The organism is Sphingomonas echinoides ATCC 14820, assembly GCF_000241465.1.
GTDB lineage: Bacteria > Pseudomonadota > Alphaproteobacteria > Sphingomonadales > Sphingomonadaceae > Sphingomonas > Sphingomonas echinoides.
Map to the genome: position 1 here is coordinate 3,838,767 of NZ_JH584235.1, position 18,785 is coordinate 3,857,551.

The window sequence follows — 18,785 nt, forward strand, 5'->3', positions numbered from 1 at the left end:
TTCAGGTCATGCTGGGGGCATGACCGACCCAACGCTGGGCAGGGGGTGGGTCGGCTGATGGTGAGGGGTGCGCTCGAATTACGGGCCAACCCACCCCCAACCCCTCCCTTCCAGGGAGGGGAGACGTGCCCTTACCCGATTTCGCGGCGCAGCGTTTCAAACAGGCTCGGCACGGCGGTCAGCTTGGGTTCCTCCTCGTCGAGGATGGCGAGGAACAGCGCGCGTTTGATCGCGGCGGTGCGGCCGGGCTTGAGCGTGCGCGCGGGGTCGAGCGCCGACAGCACGATGTCGATCAGGCGTTCCGCCCCGTGGAGGCGCCCCCACAGATAGTCATTCTCGCGGTACGCGCGGCTGAAGAACGCACCGAAACTGTTGAGCTGAATGCCCTTCAGCGTCGCCTCGGCGCCACCGCTGCGGATGCCGGTGGCGTCGTCGGGGCAAATCCGGTCGACCTTGATCGGGTCGAACTCGTCGAGCCCTTCGCCTTGCAGCAGCGGCAGCGTGGCGACGTCGAAATAGGGAAAGCCCAGATAGCTCAGCAGGATCGGCCGCTTGATCTCGCGCGCCAGCCCCGCAAAAGCGGTGGCGAGGCGTTCCTCTGTGCGCAGGTCGAGCGCGGTCAAGTCCATCGCCGCACCCAGCTTGTCGAGCAACGGCCCGGCATCGCCGCGCAGCAGCCGCACCTCCTTGCGCAACCCCACATAGCGGTCGGTGCGCTTGCATTCGAGATAGTCGGCGAGGCTCATATAGATCGCCTCGCGGATCGGATCGAGTTCGGCGTCTGGCTGATCGCCTTCGAGATCGGTGATGCGCCGTGCGAGCAGCCGCAGGCGGCGCAGGCGGAAGCCGAGATCGAAGGTGCGCAGAAAGGCGATCGTGGTCGCGCTCGCCCCGCCCGAAAAGCTCGGCTGCATGTCGTCGAAACCGCGCGCACTGACGGCTTCGGCGATGTGGCGACGAATGCCGCGCCAGCGCTGCGGGCCGGGCTCGCCGCCGGCGTGATGCAGCAAGTCGGTAATCGTCTCGACCACGCCGTTGATCTTAAGGTGGCCATAAGCGGCATAGCCATAGCCTGCGCTCTTGGCGGCGGCGGTCTGCGCGCGCTGCCGCCATGCCGCGAGCCGGGCCGGGGTCGGCGAATCGAGGAACAGCGTGTAGCCGAACAGCGCCTCGACTTGCTTTTCCACCTCGGGCCGGATCGCCGAGATGATTGCGCGCATCCGCTCGATCCGGCCTGAGCGTTCGGCGATTTCCTCGAGATTGTCGCGAATCGGCTGTTGGCGCGGCAGCTCCGAAATCGCGCCGATGATCGTCTGGAAAAAGCCGGGTGCCCCCGCCTTGGTCGATCCAAAACCGAAGCCGCCGCGCGGGTGCGGGTCGATATAGACGAAGCGCCGGTCGACCTGCCGCCGCGCCGGGCGCTCGCGCAGCGCCTCGATCGCGGGACGGAACGGCGCATTGTTGAGCACCGAGCCATCGATCAGCACGGCATTGTCGGCGGCATTGGCGGCAGCCTGGCGCGGCAGGATGCGTTGCAGGAAAGCGGCGCGATTGATCCACGGCACTTTGCGCGCCTCCAGCACGCGATCGAGTTCGCCGACCATGAAGGGCGGGAAGGCCCCCGGAAAGCTGGAGGTCGCGCGCGCCGCGAAGGCGAGTTCGGCGGGGTGCGCCAGCGTTTCCGACGCCATGCCGTGGTCGGTGAAGGGCACGACCACGCGGTGTTCGGTCTCGAGCACTTCGGGTGGCGAGTTGAGCCGCAGCCGCTCGGGATGGCCGCGAAAATCGGTGACGGTGACGAACAGGTCGAGCGGCTGGCCATCGGGCAGCAGGCGCGGTTCGCGTGGTGCGGCGGCCATCGCGTCGAGCGCATCGAGGATCAGCCCGGTAAAGCGCTCCCCGCCAAAGGGCGGCTCGAACCAGCGCGAGCGCACGAAATGCGACAGCTTGGCGCGGACTTCGTCGCGGGCAGCGGGCTCGACCGTTGCGTCGATGCCATCGACGCTGCGCCGCGCCGCCATCCATGCCAGCGGCAGCGCCCAGATCTTGGTCATCGGATGGGCAGGGGCCTGCTTTTCATCGACCAAGGCCTCGATATCGGCGGAATCGAGCCACAAGTCGGTCAACGGTTCGAGGCTCTGCCCGGCGCTGATCGCTTGCGCCAGGAACACGCCGTTGATGCCGCCCGCGCTTGCCCCGGCGATGATGTCGATCAGCACGCGCAGCCGCAGCCCGGTCTCGGCCTCGATTTCCTCCAGCAGCGTGCGATACACACCCTCGCTGCCGCCGACGGGCGCGGTTGCGGCGTGGAAACCGTGGCTGGCGCGCGCTAGCCGCCAGATTTCCTTGGTGATGCCGTGCATGTACACCGCCAGGCTGATCCCGCCATAGCAGACGAGCGCGAGGCGGAGTTCCTTTTCACGCATCACAGCGGCTCCAGTATCGCCCAGATCGGCAGATGATCCGACGCGCGCCGCGCCAGCGCGCTGTCATGCACGCCGCAACCGAGCACGCGAAAGCCGCGCGTCATGATCCGGTCGAGCCGCCCGACCGGGCGGCGCGCATGGAAGCTGGGGCCGGTCGGCACGCTGGGATAGTCGCGTCCGAAATCGTGCAGGCAGCCGCCGCGTGCGGTCCATTCGTTGAGGTCGCCCATCAGCACCGTCGGCAGCGGGGCGGGGCAGGCGTCGATATGCGCGAGGATGGCGCGCGCCTGCCGCCTGCGCCACAGGCCCGACAGATCGAGGTGCATCCCCAGCACGCGGATCGCGTGGTGGCCGATAATCACATCCGCCCGGATTGCACCGCGCGGTTCGAGCGCGGGCAAATGTAGCGATGTGGCGGCGCGTATTTCGCTCCCCTTGCGCACCAGCATCGCATTGCCGTGCCACCCCATGCTGGCCCCGTCATGCCCGAAGGAGACGGCGTGCCACGGCGAATGGTCCTCGATCAACGCGTGCGGGATGACTTGTGCTTTGGTGCCGAAGCGGCGGTCGGCCTCTTGCAGCGCGATCACGTCGCCATCGATCTCGCGCAGCACATCCAGGATGCGGCGCGGGTCGCGGCGGCGGTCCAGCCCGATGCCCTTGTGCATATTGTAGCTGACGACCTTGATCATCGCGCGCTCGCGCCGGATCGAGCGGCCACACGCGACCGCCGCCTGCAGCGGCAGGTCGCGGTGCCAAAACCGGGGTCGTTAAGAACGATCACCGACCCCGGTTAGGGATTTCGCACGCTTTGGGAAAGGGGGACTAGCTGACCCGAGTCTGCCAGCCGCCGCCCAGTGCCCGAAACAGGTCGATTTGCGCATCGGCGATGCGCGCGTCGGCGGCGGCCACATCGGCATCGGCATCGGCGAAGGTGCGTTCGGCGTCGAGCACCTCGAGGAAATCGATCGTTCCTTCGCGCTGGCGGGCGCGGGTGATGCGCGCCGCCGTCTCGGCATTGTCGCGCGCCGATTGCAGTTGTGCACGGCGGTCGAGTTCGCGCGCATAGGTTGAGAGCGCGGTCTCGGTCTCCTCCAGCGCGCCGAGCACGCTGCCGTCAAAGCTGGCGAGCGCGCCGCGCGTTTCCGCTTGCGCGCCCGCGATCTTGGCGCGGGCGGCGGATTGATTGAGCGACCAGTTGAGCAACGGGCCGACCAGCCAGCGCACCGGGCCGCCGGTGAACAGGTCACCGAGCGATGGCCCGGTCACTCCGCCCGATCCGCCGAGCGTGATATGCGGGTAGAGATCGGCGGTGGCCACGCCGATCCGCGCGGTGGAGGCGGCAAGGCGACGTTCGGCGGCGCGCACATCGGGGCGGCGCGCAATCAGACCGGCTCCGTCGCCGATCGGGATCGGCTGATCGAGCCGCGGTGTGGTGGTGCGGGCGCTTGCCGCTGCCGGCAGGTCCTGCGGGGTGCGACCCGTGAGCGTCGCTAGGCGGAATAGCGCCGCCTGCCGCTCGGCGACGATTGCGGGGACGAGCGCGGCGCGCTGATCGCGCAGCGTCGCGATGCGGACAGAGTCGAACTTGGTCGCCCGCCCGGCCTCGACGCGCTTGCCGGTCAGTTCGGCAGATTTGCTCAGCAAGGCGACAATGCGTTCGGCCACCGCCTGGCGTTCCGCAGCAGCGGCGGCGTCGACATAGGCGCGGGTGGTGGCCGCGACGATGGCCACGCGCACCGCATCGGCATCGGCGGCGGAAGCCGCGACATCGCCGCGCGCCGCCTCGATGTTACGCCGGACACGGCCAGCCAGATCGACTTCATAGGAAACTTGGAGCCCGGTATCGAAAACCGCCGCCTCGCGGTTGCTGCCGGGCAGGCGCTGCGATTGCGGCAAGCGGCCATACGTGCCGCTCGCGCCTGCGGTCACTTGCGGCAAGCGGTCCGATCGCGCGCCGCGCAGCGACGCCTTGGCCGCATCGAGCCGCGCCACCGCGACGCGCAGATCGGTATTGGCGGCAAGTGCATCGGCGACCAGCGCGTCGAGCGCCGGGTCGCGATACAGCCGCCACCAATTTTGATCGGCGGGCGTGGTGACGGTCGCCGCATTGGCGGTGACGAACGGCGCGGCAGCGCTGGGCGGCGTGACCGGTGCGACATAGTTAGGCCCGGCGGCGCAAGCGGAAAGCGCGAGCGCGGAGAGGCTGGTAAGCAAGGCGGCTTTCATGATCGTTCCTATTCGGCTGGCTGCAGCGCGGGCGCGGCAGCGGGGCCATGGCTCGCGGCGGGGGTGGCGGAGCGGCGTTCGAGCCGCTTCGCCAGCGCCCGCGCGACGACGTAGAAGGTGGGGGTGAAGAGCAGGCCGAAGCCGGTGACGCCGATCATGCCGAAGAACACCGCCGTGCCGAGCGCCTGGCGCAGTTCGGCACCGGCCCCCTCGGCAATCACCAGCGGCACCGCGCCCAGGATGAAGGCGAAGCTCGTCATCAGGATCGGGCGCAACCGGTCCCGCGCGGCGCGGACGGCCGCTTCGACCGGCGACAGGCCGTCTTGCTCCTCGGCCTGCTTGGCGAATTCGACCACGAGGATCGCATTCTTGGCGGCAAGCGCGATCAGCACGACGAGGCCGATTTGCGTCAGCACATTATTGTCCATGCCGCGCAGGTTCACGCCGGTCATCGCCGCGAGCAGACACATCGGCACGATCAGGATGATCGCGAGCGGCAGCGTCAGGCTCTCATATTGCGCGGCGAGCACGAGGAAGACGAACAGCACTGCCATGGCGAAGACGAGGCCCGCCGTGCTGCCGGCCGATTTCTGCTGGAAGGCGATGCCGGTCCATTCATGCGCATATCCGGTGGGCAAGGCGCTATCGGCGAGCTTCTCCATCGCGACCAGCGACTGGCCCGAGGACGAGCCCTTGGCGGTGTCGCCATCGACCTCGACCGCCGGGAACAGATTGTAGCGCACGACGCGATACGGCCCGGTCTTGTCGCGGAAGGTGGAGACCGATCCGATCGGCACCATCTCGCCGGTGTTGGAGCGGGTCTTGAGGTTGGCGATGTCGGCGGTGGTGTTGCGGAACGGCGCATCGGCTTGCGCGGTGACGCGGTAGGTGCGCCCGAGCAGGTTGAAATCATTGACGAAGGCCGAGCCGAGATAGACTTGCAACGCCTCGAACACGCGCTCCGGGGGGACGCCGAGCATGTTCGCCTTGGTGCGATCGACATCGGCGAAGATGCGCGGGGTGGCGGTGTCGAAGAAGGTGTAGACTTGTGCCAGGCCCTTGGTCTGGTTGGCCTTGCCGATCAGGTCATAAGCGGTCTTGCCCATTTCGGGATAGCCGTGGCCGCCCTGGTCCTGCACCATCATGCGATAGCCACCGGCCGAGCCGATCCCCTGGATCAGCGGAGGCGGGACGATCAGCAGCCGCGCTTCGTTGATGTCGGCAGTGGCTTTCTGCGCCTCGGCCATGATCCCGGCGAAGGTGACGCCCAGTTTCTGGCGCTCCTCGAAGCTTTTGAGCGGGATATAGGCGGCGGCGCTGTTGGGGGCGAGCGTTTGCGACGGGCCGTCAAACCCGGCGAGCATCACCGCGCCCTTGACCCCGGCGAGCGGCAGGATGCGCTTGGCGACCTTTTGCATCACGGCGTCGGTACGCTCGACCGAGGAGCCGGGCGGTAGCTGGATGACGGTGAGGAAGTATCCCTGATCCTGTGCGGGGACGAAGCCCGAGGGGGTGACGGTGAAGACGAAGGCGGTGAGCGCGATCAGCGCGCCGTACGCCAGCATCATCTTGCGCGGCGCGGTGACGAGACGGTGGGTGAGAGTGCCATACGCCACGCTCATCCGCTCGAAGCTGCGGTTGAAGCGGTCACCCGCATTGCGGACGAAGCGCGTGATGCGGCCACCCGAATCCGCTGGCGCATGCGGCTTGAGCAGCATCGCCGCGAGTGCCGGCGACAGCGTGAGCGACAGCAGCAGCGAGATGATCGTCGCGGTCGAGATCGTCACCGCGAACTGGCGGTAGAAGGCGCCCGAAAGCCCCGTGAGGAACACCGTCGGGATGAACACCGCGCACAGCACCAGCACGATCGCAACGAGCGCGCCGGACACTTCGTCCATCGACTTGCGCGCTGCCTCCAATGGGGAAAGCCCGTGTTCGAGGTTGCGCTCGACATTCTCGACCACGACGATCGCGTCATCGACGACGATGCCGATCGCGAGCACCAGCCCGAACAGCGAGAGGTTGTTGAGCGAATAGCAGACCGCCGCCAGCACCGCGAAGGTGCCGATCAGCGAGACCGGGATCGCCACGATCGGGATGATCGCTGCGCGCCATTTCTGGAGGAAGACGAGGATGACGAGGACGACGAGGATCATCGCCTCGATCAGCGTGTGCTTCACCGCGTCGATCGACTGGGCGATGAACTCGGTGGGGTTGTAGATAACGCGGTAGGCGAGGCCCTTGGGGAATTTCTTCGACATCGCCTCCATCTCGGCCGACACCGCTTGCGCGGCGGCGAGCGCGTTGGAGCCGGGACGCTGGAACACCGCGGCGATGACGGTCGGCTTGCCGCTGATATAGGTGTTCGCCCCATAATCCTGCGCGCCGAGCTCGACGCGGGCGACGTCGGATACCTTAACCTGGCGGCCGTCTTTGTCGGTGCGGATCACCACATCGGCGAATTGCTTGGGATCGGTCAGACGGCCCTGCGTTTCGACGTTGAGTTGGAAGGCGTTACCGGTCGCGTAAGGCGGTTGGCCGAGCGTGCCGGCGGCGACCTGAACGTTCTGCGCGCGCAAGGCGGCGACGATTTCGCCTGCGGTCAGATCGAGCGCAGCGGCGCGGCCGGGATCGATCCAGATGCGCATCGAATAATCGCGCGCGCCGAACAATTGTACGTCGCCGACGCCGTCGATGCGGCTGAGACGATCGCGCACCTGCGTCAGCGCGTAATTGGAGATGTAGCCGCGATCGAGCGAGCCGTCGGGCGAGACCAGGTTCACGACCATCAGGAAGTCCGGGCTGGTCTTGCGCGTGACGACGCCCAGGCGTTGCACGTCCTCGGGCAGACGCGGCACCGCAACCGCGACGCGGTTCTGCACCAGCACCTGTGCCGCATCGAGGTTGGTGCCGATCTTGAAGGTGACGGTGATCGTCAGCTTGCCGTCGCCGGTCGATTGCGACGACTGGTACAGCATGTTGTCGACGCCGTTGATTTCCTGCTCGATCGGCGCGGCGACGGTTTCCGCGACCGTCTCGGCCGAGGCACCGGGATAGACCGCGCTGACGGTGACGGTCGGCGGCACGATGTCGGGATATTGCGACACCGGCAGGCCGAGATAGGCGATCAGCCCGACAATGGTGATGACCACCGCGATGACCCCGGCGAAGATCGGCCGGGTGATGAAGAAGCGCGAGAAGCGCATGGACACTGTCCTCGAAAGAAGCGCGCGCGCCACCGATCGGCATCCGAGGAGCGGGTGCCAAAGGGACGAACGGCAGTGATGAATCGATCGGTTATTCGGCTGAGGTCGTTTTCAAACCACGCCTCCGCCCCGTTCGGGCTGAGCTTGTCGAAGCCCTTCTCCCCACGGGAGCGGGCGTCCGCTTGGAGAGGTGCCCTTCGACAGGCTCAGGGCGAACGGGAAGGGGTGGGTGCGTTGAAAACGATCCTCATACTCTTCTTAACGCCCGGACAAGGTCGCCTCGCCCGCGATCGGCTGCGCAGTGGGCGCATCGGCACCCCCCAACACCGCGATCTTGCCGACCGTGGGCGCGACCTTGGCACCGGGCATCGCCATTTGCGTGCCCTTGATGATGATGCGATCCTTCGGACCGATGCCGCTGCGGATCACCCGCATTCCGTCGACCACCGCGCCCAGCGTTACCGGCTTGGGCGTGACGACATTGTTGGCATCCACCGTCAGCAGGATTTTCCGCGCCTGGTCGGTCTGGACCGCATCATCGGGCACCAGCAGCGCAGGCTTGGTGCCAGCACTCGCGAGGCGCATGTTGCCGAACATGCCGGGTGTCAGGAACAGGCCCGGATTGGGCAGCACTGCGCGCCCACGGATCGTGCCCGAATGCGTGTCGAGCCCGTTATCGGTGAAATCGAGCTTGCCCTTCCAGCGGTGGCTGGTCTCGTCCTGCAACTGGATTTCGACCGCAGGCGCGGCGGCACCCGGTTGGCGGTTGCGCTGCGTCTTGAGGAACAAAGCCTCGGACCCGTCAAAGGTGAAGTAGATTGGGTCGAGCGCGTTGATCGTCGTCAGCACCGTGCCGCCAGTGCCTTCGCCGCCCGCTACCTGATTGCCCGGGTCAACGCGGCGATCGGAGATGCGTCCGCTGATCGGCGCGCGGATCTGGGTGAAGGATACGTCAAGCGCACGGGCGCGGACGCGGGCCTGGGCTGCGGCGAGCGCGGCTTGCGCCGCCTGGAGCTTGCCGCGCAGCGCATCGATTTCCCCGGCCGAAACCGCGTCATCGGCAATCAACCGCGTTGCGCGACCGAGATCGGTGCGCGCCAGCACCAGCGCGCTTTGCGCACTCGCTTCATTGGCGCGCGCTTCGGCCAGCGCGGCGGCGAAGGGACGGGAGTCGATCGTGAACAGCAACTGGCCCTGTTTCACGACTTCGCCATCGCGGAAGTGGACGCCGGTGACTTCGCCCGCAACGCGCGGACGCACTTCGACGCTGCGGCTCGGGGCGAAGCGGCCGACATAATCGTCCCATTCGCTGATTTGGCGGACCAGCGGGGTGGCGATGGTGACGGGCGCGGGCGGTGGCGCGGCGGCGACGGCGTCGGAATGATCGAACAGCTTCACGCCGATCACGCCGGCAATGGCGATCGGCACGAGGATGGCGCTGCGCTTTTGCCATCGCGTCCACCGTTTTGCTGGCGGATGCGACGCGTCGGGAACGACGGCGTGGGTGGTATCGATGGGGGCAATCATATTCATGCGGCGATCCTCTGGTCGGTCCGGCCGACGCGCATGCCCGTCACGCTGGTGACGAGCGTCTCCATCTGCGCTTCGCTGAAGCCGACGGAATGGAAGTTGTGGATTTCGGACATGGGCAGCGCGAACCCGCGATGACGGGCCAGGACTGCGGCGCGGCGCAACGCCTCCAATTTGGGGTCGGCCAGCCGCGACGACGGGCCGCGCCCGAACAGGCTGCCGAGCGCGCGCGACATGCGGCCGGGCTCGGCGAGGCTGGCGAGCGTGTCGCGCTGTGCGAGCGCGATGACGCTCCATTCGAGCCCCGAAAAGCCGGTTTGCGCTTCGTCGGTGTCTGCGGCGCTGCTGGTGACAGGGCCGGCGAACATGGAATCAAGGTCCAGATAGGCCATGGAAAATCCCCCTTTGGGCTTTTGGCGATCATATGGACGAGCAGCACCGTGCGCGAACGCGCCTGCGTTCGTACTCGGCCAGTCGTGGGACGTGCGGGAACGCAGCCGGAAGCGCAGTGCGCTCCGAAGACACGTTCTTGAAATGTGGGATCGCCAGTCGGTGCGGCCGCTGGCGGTTGGGTTAGATGCGCGTGCTGGTCATTGGCGGAGACCCTTCTGTCAGAACCGGTTCCCCCGCGGGACCCAGCTTCAATACCATTCGGTATATAAAGCGATTGTGCGGTGCGTCAACAGCATTCTGTACCGATCGGAATATTTATTCCGACCCTTATCGTGTCGGCCATACCGCCATGCTGGTTTCGACCAGTTGCGACAGCTCTTCGCAAGTGGCACCCGAGCCGCCCTGAATCGCCAGACCCTGGAGGATGGCGAACAGATAGCGGGTCAGCGCGGCCGGGGTCATCCCCTCGGGGAGTTCGCCCGCCGCCTGGGCCTGTTCGAAGCGCGCGATCAAGGCGGCTTCCGAAGAGGCGCGGCGTTTGACGACCTCGGCCTTGATCGGTTCGGCTTCGGCACCGCAGGTGGCCGAGCTGATGACGCCGAGGCAGCCCTTGGGGTCGCACGTGCTCATCTGGATTTCGAGCGCACCGCGCAGCAAGCGCTCGGCCACGTCACGCGCGGTCGGCGCTTCGAGTGCGGACTTCATATAAGCGAGCTTTTCGCGCTCGTAGAGGTCGAGTGCCTTGTGGAACAACGCCTCCTTATTGCCGAACGCGGCATAGAGGCTTGGCTTGGTGATGCCCATCGCGCTGGTCAATTCGGTCATCGACGCGGCCTCATAGCCATTGCGCCAAAAGACCATCAGCGCCGCGGCCAGCGCCTCATCCACGTCGAATTCGCGCGGGCGGCCTTTCGTGGCCGGCAGGGAACAAACGCTATTCATACCGAGCGGTATATAGGGATGTCGCGTCAAAGGTCCAGTGCGCGTTCGCTACCGCGTTAGTCGGTAACCCGGCCCCGGAGCGATTTGACTGTCGAACGCTTGGTCTTGCCCTCCATCCGCTTGGCCTTGGCGGCTTTGGAGGGCTTGGTCGGGCGGCGGCGCTTGGGGACGATGGTGGCTTCGCGGATCAGCTCGATCAGGCGGTCGCGCACTTCCTGGCGGTTGAGCAATTGCGAGCGCGCGCCTTCGCTGCGCAGCACCAGCACGCCGTCGCGCGTCAGCCGCGATCCCGCCAGCACCGCCAGCCGGTTCTTCACCGCATCGGGCAAGGAGGGCGACGCGCCGACATCGAAACGCAGCAGCACCGCGCTGTCGGTGGTGTTGACGTGCTGCCCGCCCGGACCACTGGCGCGGGTGAAGGATTCCTGCAGCTCCTCGCTGTCGATGCTGATCGATCGGGTGACGGGAATGGCGACCATGCACGTCCTCCTAAAACATGCGCGCGCTTTGGTCGATTGGTTGCGGGCTTGTTCCGTTGGCGCTGCTTCGCCACATGGGCGGCGACGGAGATAGCGATGTACGATTTTACGATTTCGGCGGAATCCAAGGCGGAGCTTTACCGCGACCTGCACGCGGCGCTCGATGCGCTGACGGCGGGGGAGGGCGATGCGATCGCCAATATGGCGAATGTGGCGGCGCTGATCTGGCAATATCTGCCCGATTTGAACTGGGCCGGTTTCTATCGGTTGGTCGAGGGCGAATTGGTGGTTGGGCCGTTCCTTGGCAAACCCGCCTGCATCCGCATCGCGATCGGCGACGGGGTGTGCGGCACGGCGGCGGCGACGCGGCAAACGCAGTTGGTCGAGGATGTCCACGCCTTTCCCGGCCACATCGCCTGCGACGCGGCGAGCCGGTCGGAACTGGTCGTACCGATCGTCCATGACGGGCGTTTGATCGGCGTGCTCGATCTCGACAGCCCCACGCCCGCACGCTTCGATGCCGCGGATGCAGCGGGGTGCGAAGCGCTGATGGCGGTGCTGGCGGCGCGTATCGCGGGGTGATCCGTTTCGGGACACACCCGAATGTGGCGGAAAACTGCCGAAAATGGTAATCCGGACGTTAATGATTTGGTGACGTGCCTTTGGGGGGCGGCACCACAACCGGAGAGTTTACCATGCGAACCCTAGCTCTTGCCGCCCTCACAATGGTTACCGCATTCGGCGCGGGCGGTGCGGAAGCGCAGCGAATCGGGCAGAATGGCGGCACGGTCGGCGCGCCCTATCCGGTGCCCTCCTATCCCGCACCGTCGATGCCCGCGCCGCCGCAGCCGATGCCGCCGGTCGCCTATCCCGGCCAGGCCGTTCCGCCGCAGCCTTATCCTGCGCAAGCCTATCCGGCCCAATCCTATCCGGGCCGCCCGCCGCAGCAGACCACGCAACGGCGCTGGGGTGGCTATAATGGCGGGCGCTGGTCGGGCGGGAGCAATGCACCGGGCGGCTGGAAGGCCTATCGTCGCCCGCATCGCGGTTATGCTCTGCCGCAATATTGGTTCTCGCCCAGCTTCTATATCGCCGATTTTGGTAGCTATGGGCTCGCCCCGCCGCCTGCGGGCTATAGCTGGCATCGTTATTATGACGACGCCGTGCTGGTCGACGGGCGCGGGCGCGTGTGGGATTCGGTGAACGGGCTCGATTGGGACGGCGCTGGCTATGGTCAGGGTGGCTATGAGGGGTATGGCAGCGGCTACAGCCAATCCTATGGCCAGTCTTATGGTTCCCAGCCGTACATTTCGCTGCCGCCAGTCGTGCAAAACGGCACCGTTACCACCTATTCGACCGGTGGGTATATGCAGGGCGGCTATGCGGCGAGCGGCTATGCTTATGCTGGTCCGACGACGACCGTGGTGATCCAGGGGCCGCCGATCGTGACCACGACGACGACCACGACCGAATATGTCGAGGAATCGCGGACGCGCTATGTCGCGGCTCGCCGCGTCTATCGGGCCGCGCCGAAGCGGCATTATCGCCCCGTCCGGCGGCCGAGCTGCGGCTGCCGTCGGGTCGAACAGCCGGTTCAGGGGAGCTAAGACGGCTGCTTAGCCGCGCGGTTCCGGCCCGGCGAAGCTGACCAGACTTTCCGCGCCATTGGCGGCGACCGCGCTGACGCCGACGAAATGGTCGTCGACGCTGATGTCCTTCAGCACCGTGCTGGAGGCGGAGGCGGGGACGTCGGTTGATTTCTGCCAGTCCTGCGCGTCGTTGCGGCGCCAATGGATTCGGTACGCGGTGGCCCCCGCGACGGGCTGCCATTTGACCGTGGTGTCAAAGCTCAGCGCGCCCGCGACCGTCACGCCATCGGGCGCGGCGGGCGCGGCGGCGAGGCGGCGGATGGTGGCGACGTTAATCGCGGTGACCTTGGCGAGATAGGGGAAGTCCATCTTGTTGACGGTGTCGCCGTAGGGAATGCCGTTTTCGACGCGCACATCCTGATGCTGCTGCGTCCAGTTTTCTGCACCGACGGAAAAGCGCACCGCCGGATAGCCGAGCTTCAGGAACGGCTCATGGTCGCCGCCACGCCCGAAGCGATCGGGGCGGCGATCGACGAACACATCGAGCCCGCCGCGCAAGCTATGCGCTACGCCATTGATCGCCTTGGCGAGCGCGCGCGACGGGCCGTCATCCTCGCCGCCATTGCCGCGCCGCGCCATTTGTGCGGGCCCGTCTTCGGCGGCGCGGATCCCTTCTGAGAACACCCGCACGCGATCGGCGACGCGCACGCCGTTCTGGCCCATCGTATTGCCGACGATGTCGTTGTTGAGCATCGCCGAAATGGTCCAGTTGCGTTGCTTGGCGGTCTCGGCGAGCAAGGTGCTGCCGAACAGGCCCTGTTCCTCACCCGAAAACACCGCATAGACGATCGTCGCGCGGAATTTTTCCTTGGACAGGATGCGCGCCGCTTCCAGCACCAAGGCGACGCCCGAGCCATCGTCGTTCGCGCCGGGGGCGTCATGCGTGGCGTCCATCACGTCGCTGACGCGGCTGTCGATATGCGCGCCGACGATGATCAAGCGCTTCGGGTCGAGACCTTGCTGGAAGCCGAGCACATCGACCACATTGACCCCATTGGGTGCGCGCGCGTTGGTAAAGGTGCGCGCGAGATTAGCGACGGTGATGCAGCCGTCACACGCATCGGCGATTCGCGTCATCTCGCCGCCGACCCAACTGCGCGCCGCGCCAATGCCGCGCACCGGATCGTCGGCGGAAGACAGCGTGTGGCGCGTGCCGAAGCTGACGAGTTTTTCGACCGTGGCCTTCAACCGGGCCGGGTCGGGCGCGCTGTCCTGGGCGAGGGCAGGGGTGGCGAGCGTCGCGATGGCGAGCGCGGCTGCGGTGGGGAGGGAGCGCATGGGCATATGGTGGCGGGATATCGGAAGCGACGCAAGTTGCTGTCCACCGTCCCCAGACGGCGGGATTGGCGGGCTAGATGTTCGAGACGAACCAGATGACGAACGCGGCCACGCCAGCCAGGAAAGCCAAAAGCAGCAACCGGACGACCAGCGAATCGCGTGGAGCCACCTCGGTTGGCCACGGCAATGTGAGTGCGCGCAGCGCCGCAACGAACTCGGCCGCCGCCCCTGCGACGCGCACCCAGTCCAGTTCCACCCATTGCCGGGCCATGGCGACCGATTCTGCGTCTGATATCGTGTCCCGCGGGGAGGCGATGCCGTGATACCACAGCGCGGCATTCATCGGCCAAAAGGCGATGACGGTCAGCGCGAGCAGCGCCAGAATGCCGAGCGACGGGACGCATAGCAGCCAGCGATAGCGCCACGGCGTCGTCCAGCCCGCCGCCAGCGCGCCGAACGCGGCAATCAGCATCGCTGCCGAAAAGGGGATGAAGAACACCCCGGTATCAACTGGCCATGCTTTGCCATAGGGCATCATCGCCAGTGAATGCGGCGGATGGGCACTCCACGCCCCGGCAAGCACGATCAGATCGAAGAGCTTCGCGCCGAGCAAGGGGCCGCCGACCAGCACCGCCAGCCACAGGAACGCTTTGGTGATATTCTCGCGACGGGTCATCTCCGACATCCCTATACCGTTCCGAAATCCCTGTACCGTGTCGTTCGCGTCCGTTTGGCGATTTCGGGTGCGCCGGATCAGCTCAACCGGTCGATCGCCTCGCGGTCGAGCGAGCCGGGGATGATCATCAGCGGGATGGTCAGTGCGCCGGTGTCGGTGCCCGCGAAATGCGCCACCAGCGGGCCGGGCGCGCCGCTCGCGGCGGCTGCCAACACCAATGCGGCGATGTCGGGATTGGCGGCGATCATCTCGCGAATGACCTTGGGGCCCTCGCCCTGACGCACGGTGATTTGCGGCTTCAGCCCCGATTCCTCGATCAGCGCACCGGCAGCGGCGGCGACCAGCCCCTCGGCATGATGGCGAGCTTCTTCCTCGATTGTCGCCTGCACGCCGGCAAAGGCGGTGAATTCGGTGGGCGGCACCAGCGCCAGGATTTCGACCCCGCCGCCGGTCTTCACCGCACGCCGTGCGGCAAAGCGCAACGCGATGCTGCTTTCGGGCGTCTCGTCGATCACCACCAGATAAATACGCATTGTCGCCCGCCCCCTGAAGCGATTGTGGCGCTTAAGTGGGGTGAACCGACGCGTCTGACAAGCAGCGGTCTTGACCGTTCGCGCAACGGGCGCGAGAGACGGGCGCTACGGATTCGGTTAGATGAGGACGCGTTGATGCCGGTCGAAATCAAAATGCCAGCTCTCTCCCCCACGATGGAGGAAGGCACGCTGGCGAAATGGCTGGTGAAAGAGGGCGATACGGTCAAATCCGGCGACCTGATGGCCGAAATTGAAACCGACAAGGCCACGATGGAATTCGAGGCGGTCGATGAAGGGGTGATCGGCAAAATCCTGGTCGCGGAAGGGACCGACAATGTGAAGGTCGGCACCGTCATCGCGACGTTGATCGCCGAGGGCGAGAGCGCCGATGCGGCCCCCGCGCCGGTTGCTGCGGCTCCCGTCGCGGCACCTGCGCCGGTGGCGGCCAAAGCGACCCCCGCACCAACCCCTGCCGCCCCTGCGCCAAAGGCCGAGAGCGGCGATCGCGTGAAGGCGAGCCCGCTTGCGCGCCGGATCGCGACGGAAAAGAGCATCGATCTGGCCACCCTGACGGGTTCGGGCCCCAATGGCCGCATCGTGAAGGCGGACGTCGATGGCGCGAAGGCCGGTGTCGCACCGGCCCCCAAGCCCGTTGAAGCCGCAGCACCCTCTGCCGCTCCCGTCGCGGTCGCTCCGGCCAAGCCCGCCGCGATCCCCGAGATTCCGCACACTGCCGAAAAGCTCAGCAACGTGCGCAAGACGATCGCGCGCCGCCTGACCGAATCGAAGCAGACGGTTCCGCACATTTACCTGACGGTCGATATCCGGCTCGACGCGCTGCTCAAGCTGCGCGGTGAGCTGAACAAGGGCCTTGAAGGCCGCGGCGTAAAGCTGTCGGTCAACGATCTGCTGATCAAGGCGCTCGCCGCCAGCCTGATCCAGGTGCCCAAGTGCAACGTGATGTTCACGCCCGACCAGCTGATCAGTTTCAGCCGCGCCGATATTTCGGTCGCGGTGTCGACGCCGACCGGGCTGATCACGCCGATCATCGCCGGGGCCGACACCAAGGGTGTGGCCGCGATCTCGACCGAGATGAAAGATCTCGCCGCCCGCGCGCGCGACAACAAGCTGAAGCCCGAGGAATATCAGGGCGGCACCGCTTCGCTCAGCAACATGGGCATGTACGGGATCAAGCAGTTCGAGGCGGTGATCAACCCGCCGCAGGGCATGATCATGGCGATCGGCGCGGGCGAAAAGCGTCCTTATATCATCGACGACGCGCTCGGCGTGGCGACGGTGATGTCGGCGACCGGCAGCTTCGATCACCGCGCGATCGATGGCGCGGACGGCGCGCAACTGATGCAGGCGTTCAAGACGCTGGTCGAAGCGCCGCTGTCGATGCTGGCATAAGCCTGTCATGCGGCGCACTCTGATCGAGGTGTTTCACATCGCGGTTGGCGTGTTCGCCACCGCATTTCTGGCGGCGGGGGCCGTTTGGGCGCTCCCGCATGCGGCCGACACGATCTGGGCGGTCGCTTATGGCGTGATGGTCGTGGTGGTCGCCATGGGCATTCGGCCGCTCCGGGATGCCTGGCGCAGCGATCATGGTGGTCGGTCCCTCGATGAGTGACCTGCCGCCTGATAGCGCGCCCGCCATTCGCGCGACCGCGATGGCGTGCGACGCCAACCCTTATGGCAAGATCTTCGTCGGCTGGCTGATGGGGCAAATGGCGCTGGCCGCCGGATCGGTGGCCTCGCGGTATTGCGGCGGGCGCGCGCCGGTGGTGGCGGCGGACGGGTTCAGCTTCACCGCGCCCGTGGAAATTGGCGATGAAGTGAGCTTCCATGCCGAGATCGTCGGCACGGGCCGCACTTCGATGAATGTCGCCGTACAGGTCTGGCGGCGCGACCGGCACGGCGAGGGCACCTCGCAAGCCGCCGCCGGGCGCTTTACATTGGTTTCGATGGGAGAGGACGATCGTCCGCTCCCGCTACAAAAAGGATCCTCCCTTGGCTGATACGTTCGATCTCGTCATCCTCGGCTCCGGCCCCGGCGGTTATGTCGCCGCGATCCGCGCGGCGCAGCTTGGGCTGAAGACCGCCATTGTCGAGCGCGAGCGGCTGGGCGGCATTTGCCTCAACTGGGGCTGCATCCCGACCAAGGCGTTGCTGCGCACCTCGGAAATCTATCATTACATGCAGCACGCCGAATCCTATGGCCTGAAGGCCGAGAATGTCGGTTTCGATCTGCCCAAGATCGTCGAGCGCAGCCGCAAGGTGGCCGGCCAGCTCAATGCCGGCGTCAAGGGCCTGATGAAGAAGAACAAGGTCACGGTGTACGAAGGCGTCGGCGCGCTGACCGGCAAGGGTAAGCTCAGCGTCAAGCAGGGCGACAAGACCTCCGAGCTCGAAGCCAAGCACATCATCATCGCCACCGGCGCACGCGCGCGCGATCTGCCCTTCGCCAAGGCGGATGGGGAACGCATCTGGACCTATCGCCACGCGATGGTGCCGACCGAAATGCCGACCAAGCTGCTGGTCATCGGCTCGGGCGCGATTGGGGTGGAGTTCGCCAGCTTCTACAATGACATGGGCGCGGATGTTACGATCGTCGAGATGCTCCCGCGCATCCTGCCGGTGGAAGACGAAGAAGTCTCCGCTTTCATGGACAAGGCGCTGACCAAGCAGGGAATCAAGCTGCTGACCGGTACAGGTCTGGAGGGGCTGACCACCTCGGCCAAGGGCGTTACCGCCAAGATCAAGGGCAAGGACGGCACGGTGACCTCGGAAGAGTTCAGCCATGTCATCGTCGCGATCGGCATCGTGCCCAATACCGAGAATATCGGGCTGGAAGCGCTGGGGATCGAGACCGATCGCGGGCACATCAAGGTCGATGGCTATGCGCGCACCAATGTCGAGGGGATCTATGCGATCGGCGACGTGACCGGTGCGCCGTGGCTTGCGCACAAGGCCAGCCATGAGGGCATCGTCTGTGTGGAGGCGCTGGCGGGGCTGAAGCCGCATCCGTTCGAGAAGTGGAACATCCCCGGCTGCACCTATTCGCGCCCGCAAGTCGCGAGCGTGGGGCTGACCGAGGCCAAGGCCAAGGAAGCCGGGCACGAGCTGAAGGTCGGAAAATTCCCCTTCATCGGCAATGGAAAGGCGATTGCGCTCGGCGAGGCCGAGGGTTTCGTCAAGACGGTGTTCGACGCCAAGACCGGTGAATTGCTGGGCGCGCACATGGTCGGCGCGGAAGTGACCGAACTGATCCAGGGCTATGTCATCGCGCGCCAGTTGGAAACGACCGAGGCCGAGCTGATGGAGACGGTGTTCGCCCACCCGACGCTCAGCGAGATGATGCACGAAAGCGTGCTCGGCGCGTACGGCCGCGCGATCCACATCTGATGGGGGCTCGCACGCTCGTAGCGGGACGTCCGCGACCGA

Annotated in this window: 17 protein-coding genes; 6 read left to right on the plus strand and 11 right to left on the minus strand. The window is 66.3% G+C overall.

Annotated features, from left to right (window positions below):
* Positions 1 to 131 precede the first annotated feature (131 nt).
* From ON00_RS17790 to arfB, 8 genes are all read right to left on the minus strand, one after another.
* The gene (locus ON00_RS17790) at positions 132 to 2,426 is read right to left on the minus strand and encodes a patatin-like protein (RefSeq protein ID WP_010408279.1); all 2,295 of its coding nucleotides are present in this window, start codon (positions 2,424 to 2,426) and stop codon (positions 132 to 134) included.
* Positions 2,426 to 3,118 (minus strand): endonuclease/exonuclease/phosphatase family protein, encoded by a 693-nt coding sequence (locus tag ON00_RS17795; protein ID WP_010408282.1) that lies wholly within the window; start codon positions 3,116 to 3,118, stop codon positions 2,426 to 2,428. The genes ON00_RS17790 and ON00_RS17795 overlap by 1 nt, the downstream gene beginning before the upstream one ends.
* Positions 3,119 to 3,251: 133 nt before the next feature.
* Complete coding sequence (locus ON00_RS17800; RefSeq protein WP_010408286.1) at positions 3,252 to 4,655, minus strand: efflux transporter outer membrane subunit; 1,404 nt, start codon at positions 4,653 to 4,655, stop codon at positions 3,252 to 3,254.
* Between the two features lie 8 nt (positions 4,656 to 4,663).
* Positions 4,664 to 7,861 (minus strand): efflux RND transporter permease subunit, encoded by a 3,198-nt coding sequence (locus ON00_RS17805; RefSeq protein WP_010408291.1) that lies wholly within the window; start codon positions 7,859 to 7,861, stop codon positions 4,664 to 4,666.
* A 258-nt stretch (positions 7,862 to 8,119) separates the two neighbouring features.
* On the minus strand, positions 8,120 to 9,394 hold the full coding sequence (locus ON00_RS17810; RefSeq protein WP_010408292.1) for an efflux RND transporter periplasmic adaptor subunit: 1,275 nt from the start codon (positions 9,392 to 9,394) through the stop codon (positions 8,120 to 8,122).
* Positions 9,391 to 9,783, minus strand: a complete 393-nt coding sequence (locus ON00_RS17815; protein WP_010408295.1) for a hypothetical protein — start codon at positions 9,781 to 9,783, stop codon at positions 9,391 to 9,393. Before ON00_RS17815 ends, ON00_RS17810 begins: the two co-directional genes overlap by 4 nt.
* Before the next feature lie 328 nt (positions 9,784 to 10,111).
* On the minus strand, positions 10,112 to 10,726 hold the full coding sequence (locus ON00_RS17820; protein ID WP_010408299.1) for a TetR/AcrR family transcriptional regulator: 615 nt from the start codon (positions 10,724 to 10,726) through the stop codon (positions 10,112 to 10,114).
* A gap of 56 nt (positions 10,727 to 10,782) precedes the next feature.
* Positions 10,783 to 11,205, minus strand: a complete 423-nt coding sequence (gene arfB, locus ON00_RS17825; protein ID WP_010408303.1) for an alternative ribosome rescue aminoacyl-tRNA hydrolase ArfB — start codon at positions 11,203 to 11,205, stop codon at positions 10,783 to 10,785.
* A 96-nt stretch (positions 11,206 to 11,301) separates the two neighbouring features.
* Between arfB and ON00_RS17830 the strand changes: the two genes are divergently transcribed.
* Complete coding sequence (locus ON00_RS17830) at positions 11,302 to 11,787, plus strand: GAF domain-containing protein (RefSeq protein WP_010408307.1); 486 nt, start codon at positions 11,302 to 11,304, stop codon at positions 11,785 to 11,787.
* Positions 11,788 to 11,900: 113 nt separating this feature from the next.
* A complete protein-coding gene (locus ON00_RS17835; RefSeq protein ID WP_040601725.1) occupies positions 11,901 to 12,812 on the plus strand; it encodes an RcnB family protein in 912 nt (303 codons plus the stop codon).
* 9 nt (positions 12,813 to 12,821) lie between these two features.
* On the opposite strand, the gene ON00_RS17840 is transcribed toward ON00_RS17835, so the two are convergent.
* The 3 genes from ON00_RS17840 to ON00_RS17850 form a co-directional block, all read right to left on the minus strand.
* The gene (locus tag ON00_RS17840) at positions 12,822 to 14,132 is read right to left on the minus strand and encodes a M20/M25/M40 family metallo-hydrolase (RefSeq protein ID WP_029623092.1); all 1,311 of its coding nucleotides are present in this window, start codon (positions 14,130 to 14,132) and stop codon (positions 12,822 to 12,824) included.
* A 73-nt stretch (positions 14,133 to 14,205) separates the two neighbouring features.
* A complete protein-coding gene (locus tag ON00_RS17845) occupies positions 14,206 to 14,808 on the minus strand; it encodes a DUF1772 domain-containing protein (RefSeq protein ID WP_211207143.1) in 603 nt (200 codons plus the stop codon).
* A 77-nt stretch (positions 14,809 to 14,885) separates the two neighbouring features.
* Complete coding sequence (locus tag ON00_RS17850) at positions 14,886 to 15,341, minus strand: universal stress protein (RefSeq protein WP_010408319.1); 456 nt, start codon at positions 15,339 to 15,341, stop codon at positions 14,886 to 14,888.
* Between the two features lie 135 nt (positions 15,342 to 15,476).
* On the opposite strand from ON00_RS17850, the gene ON00_RS17855 reads away from it, so the two are divergent.
* Genes ON00_RS17855 through lpdA form a run of 4 tightly spaced genes read left to right on the plus strand, consistent with a single transcriptional unit; the run spans position 15,477 to position 18,746 of the window.
* Positions 15,477 to 16,751, plus strand: a complete 1,275-nt coding sequence (locus ON00_RS17855) for a pyruvate dehydrogenase complex dihydrolipoamide acetyltransferase (RefSeq protein ID WP_010408322.1) — start codon at positions 15,477 to 15,479, stop codon at positions 16,749 to 16,751.
* A 7-nt stretch (positions 16,752 to 16,758) separates the two neighbouring features.
* Positions 16,759 to 16,971, plus strand: coding sequence for a hypothetical protein (locus tag ON00_RS17860; RefSeq protein ID WP_010408325.1), 213 nt, complete (start codon positions 16,759 to 16,761; stop codon positions 16,969 to 16,971).
* Entirely contained in the window at positions 16,964 to 17,359 is a 396-nt protein-coding gene (locus ON00_RS17865; RefSeq protein WP_010408326.1) for an acyl-CoA thioesterase, read from the plus strand. Before ON00_RS17860 ends, ON00_RS17865 begins: the two co-directional genes overlap by 8 nt.
* Positions 17,352 to 18,746, plus strand: coding sequence for a dihydrolipoyl dehydrogenase (gene lpdA, locus ON00_RS17870; protein ID WP_010408328.1), 1,395 nt, complete (start codon positions 17,352 to 17,354; stop codon positions 18,744 to 18,746). The genes ON00_RS17865 and lpdA overlap by 8 nt, the downstream gene beginning before the upstream one ends.
* Positions 18,747 to 18,785 lie beyond the last annotated feature (39 nt).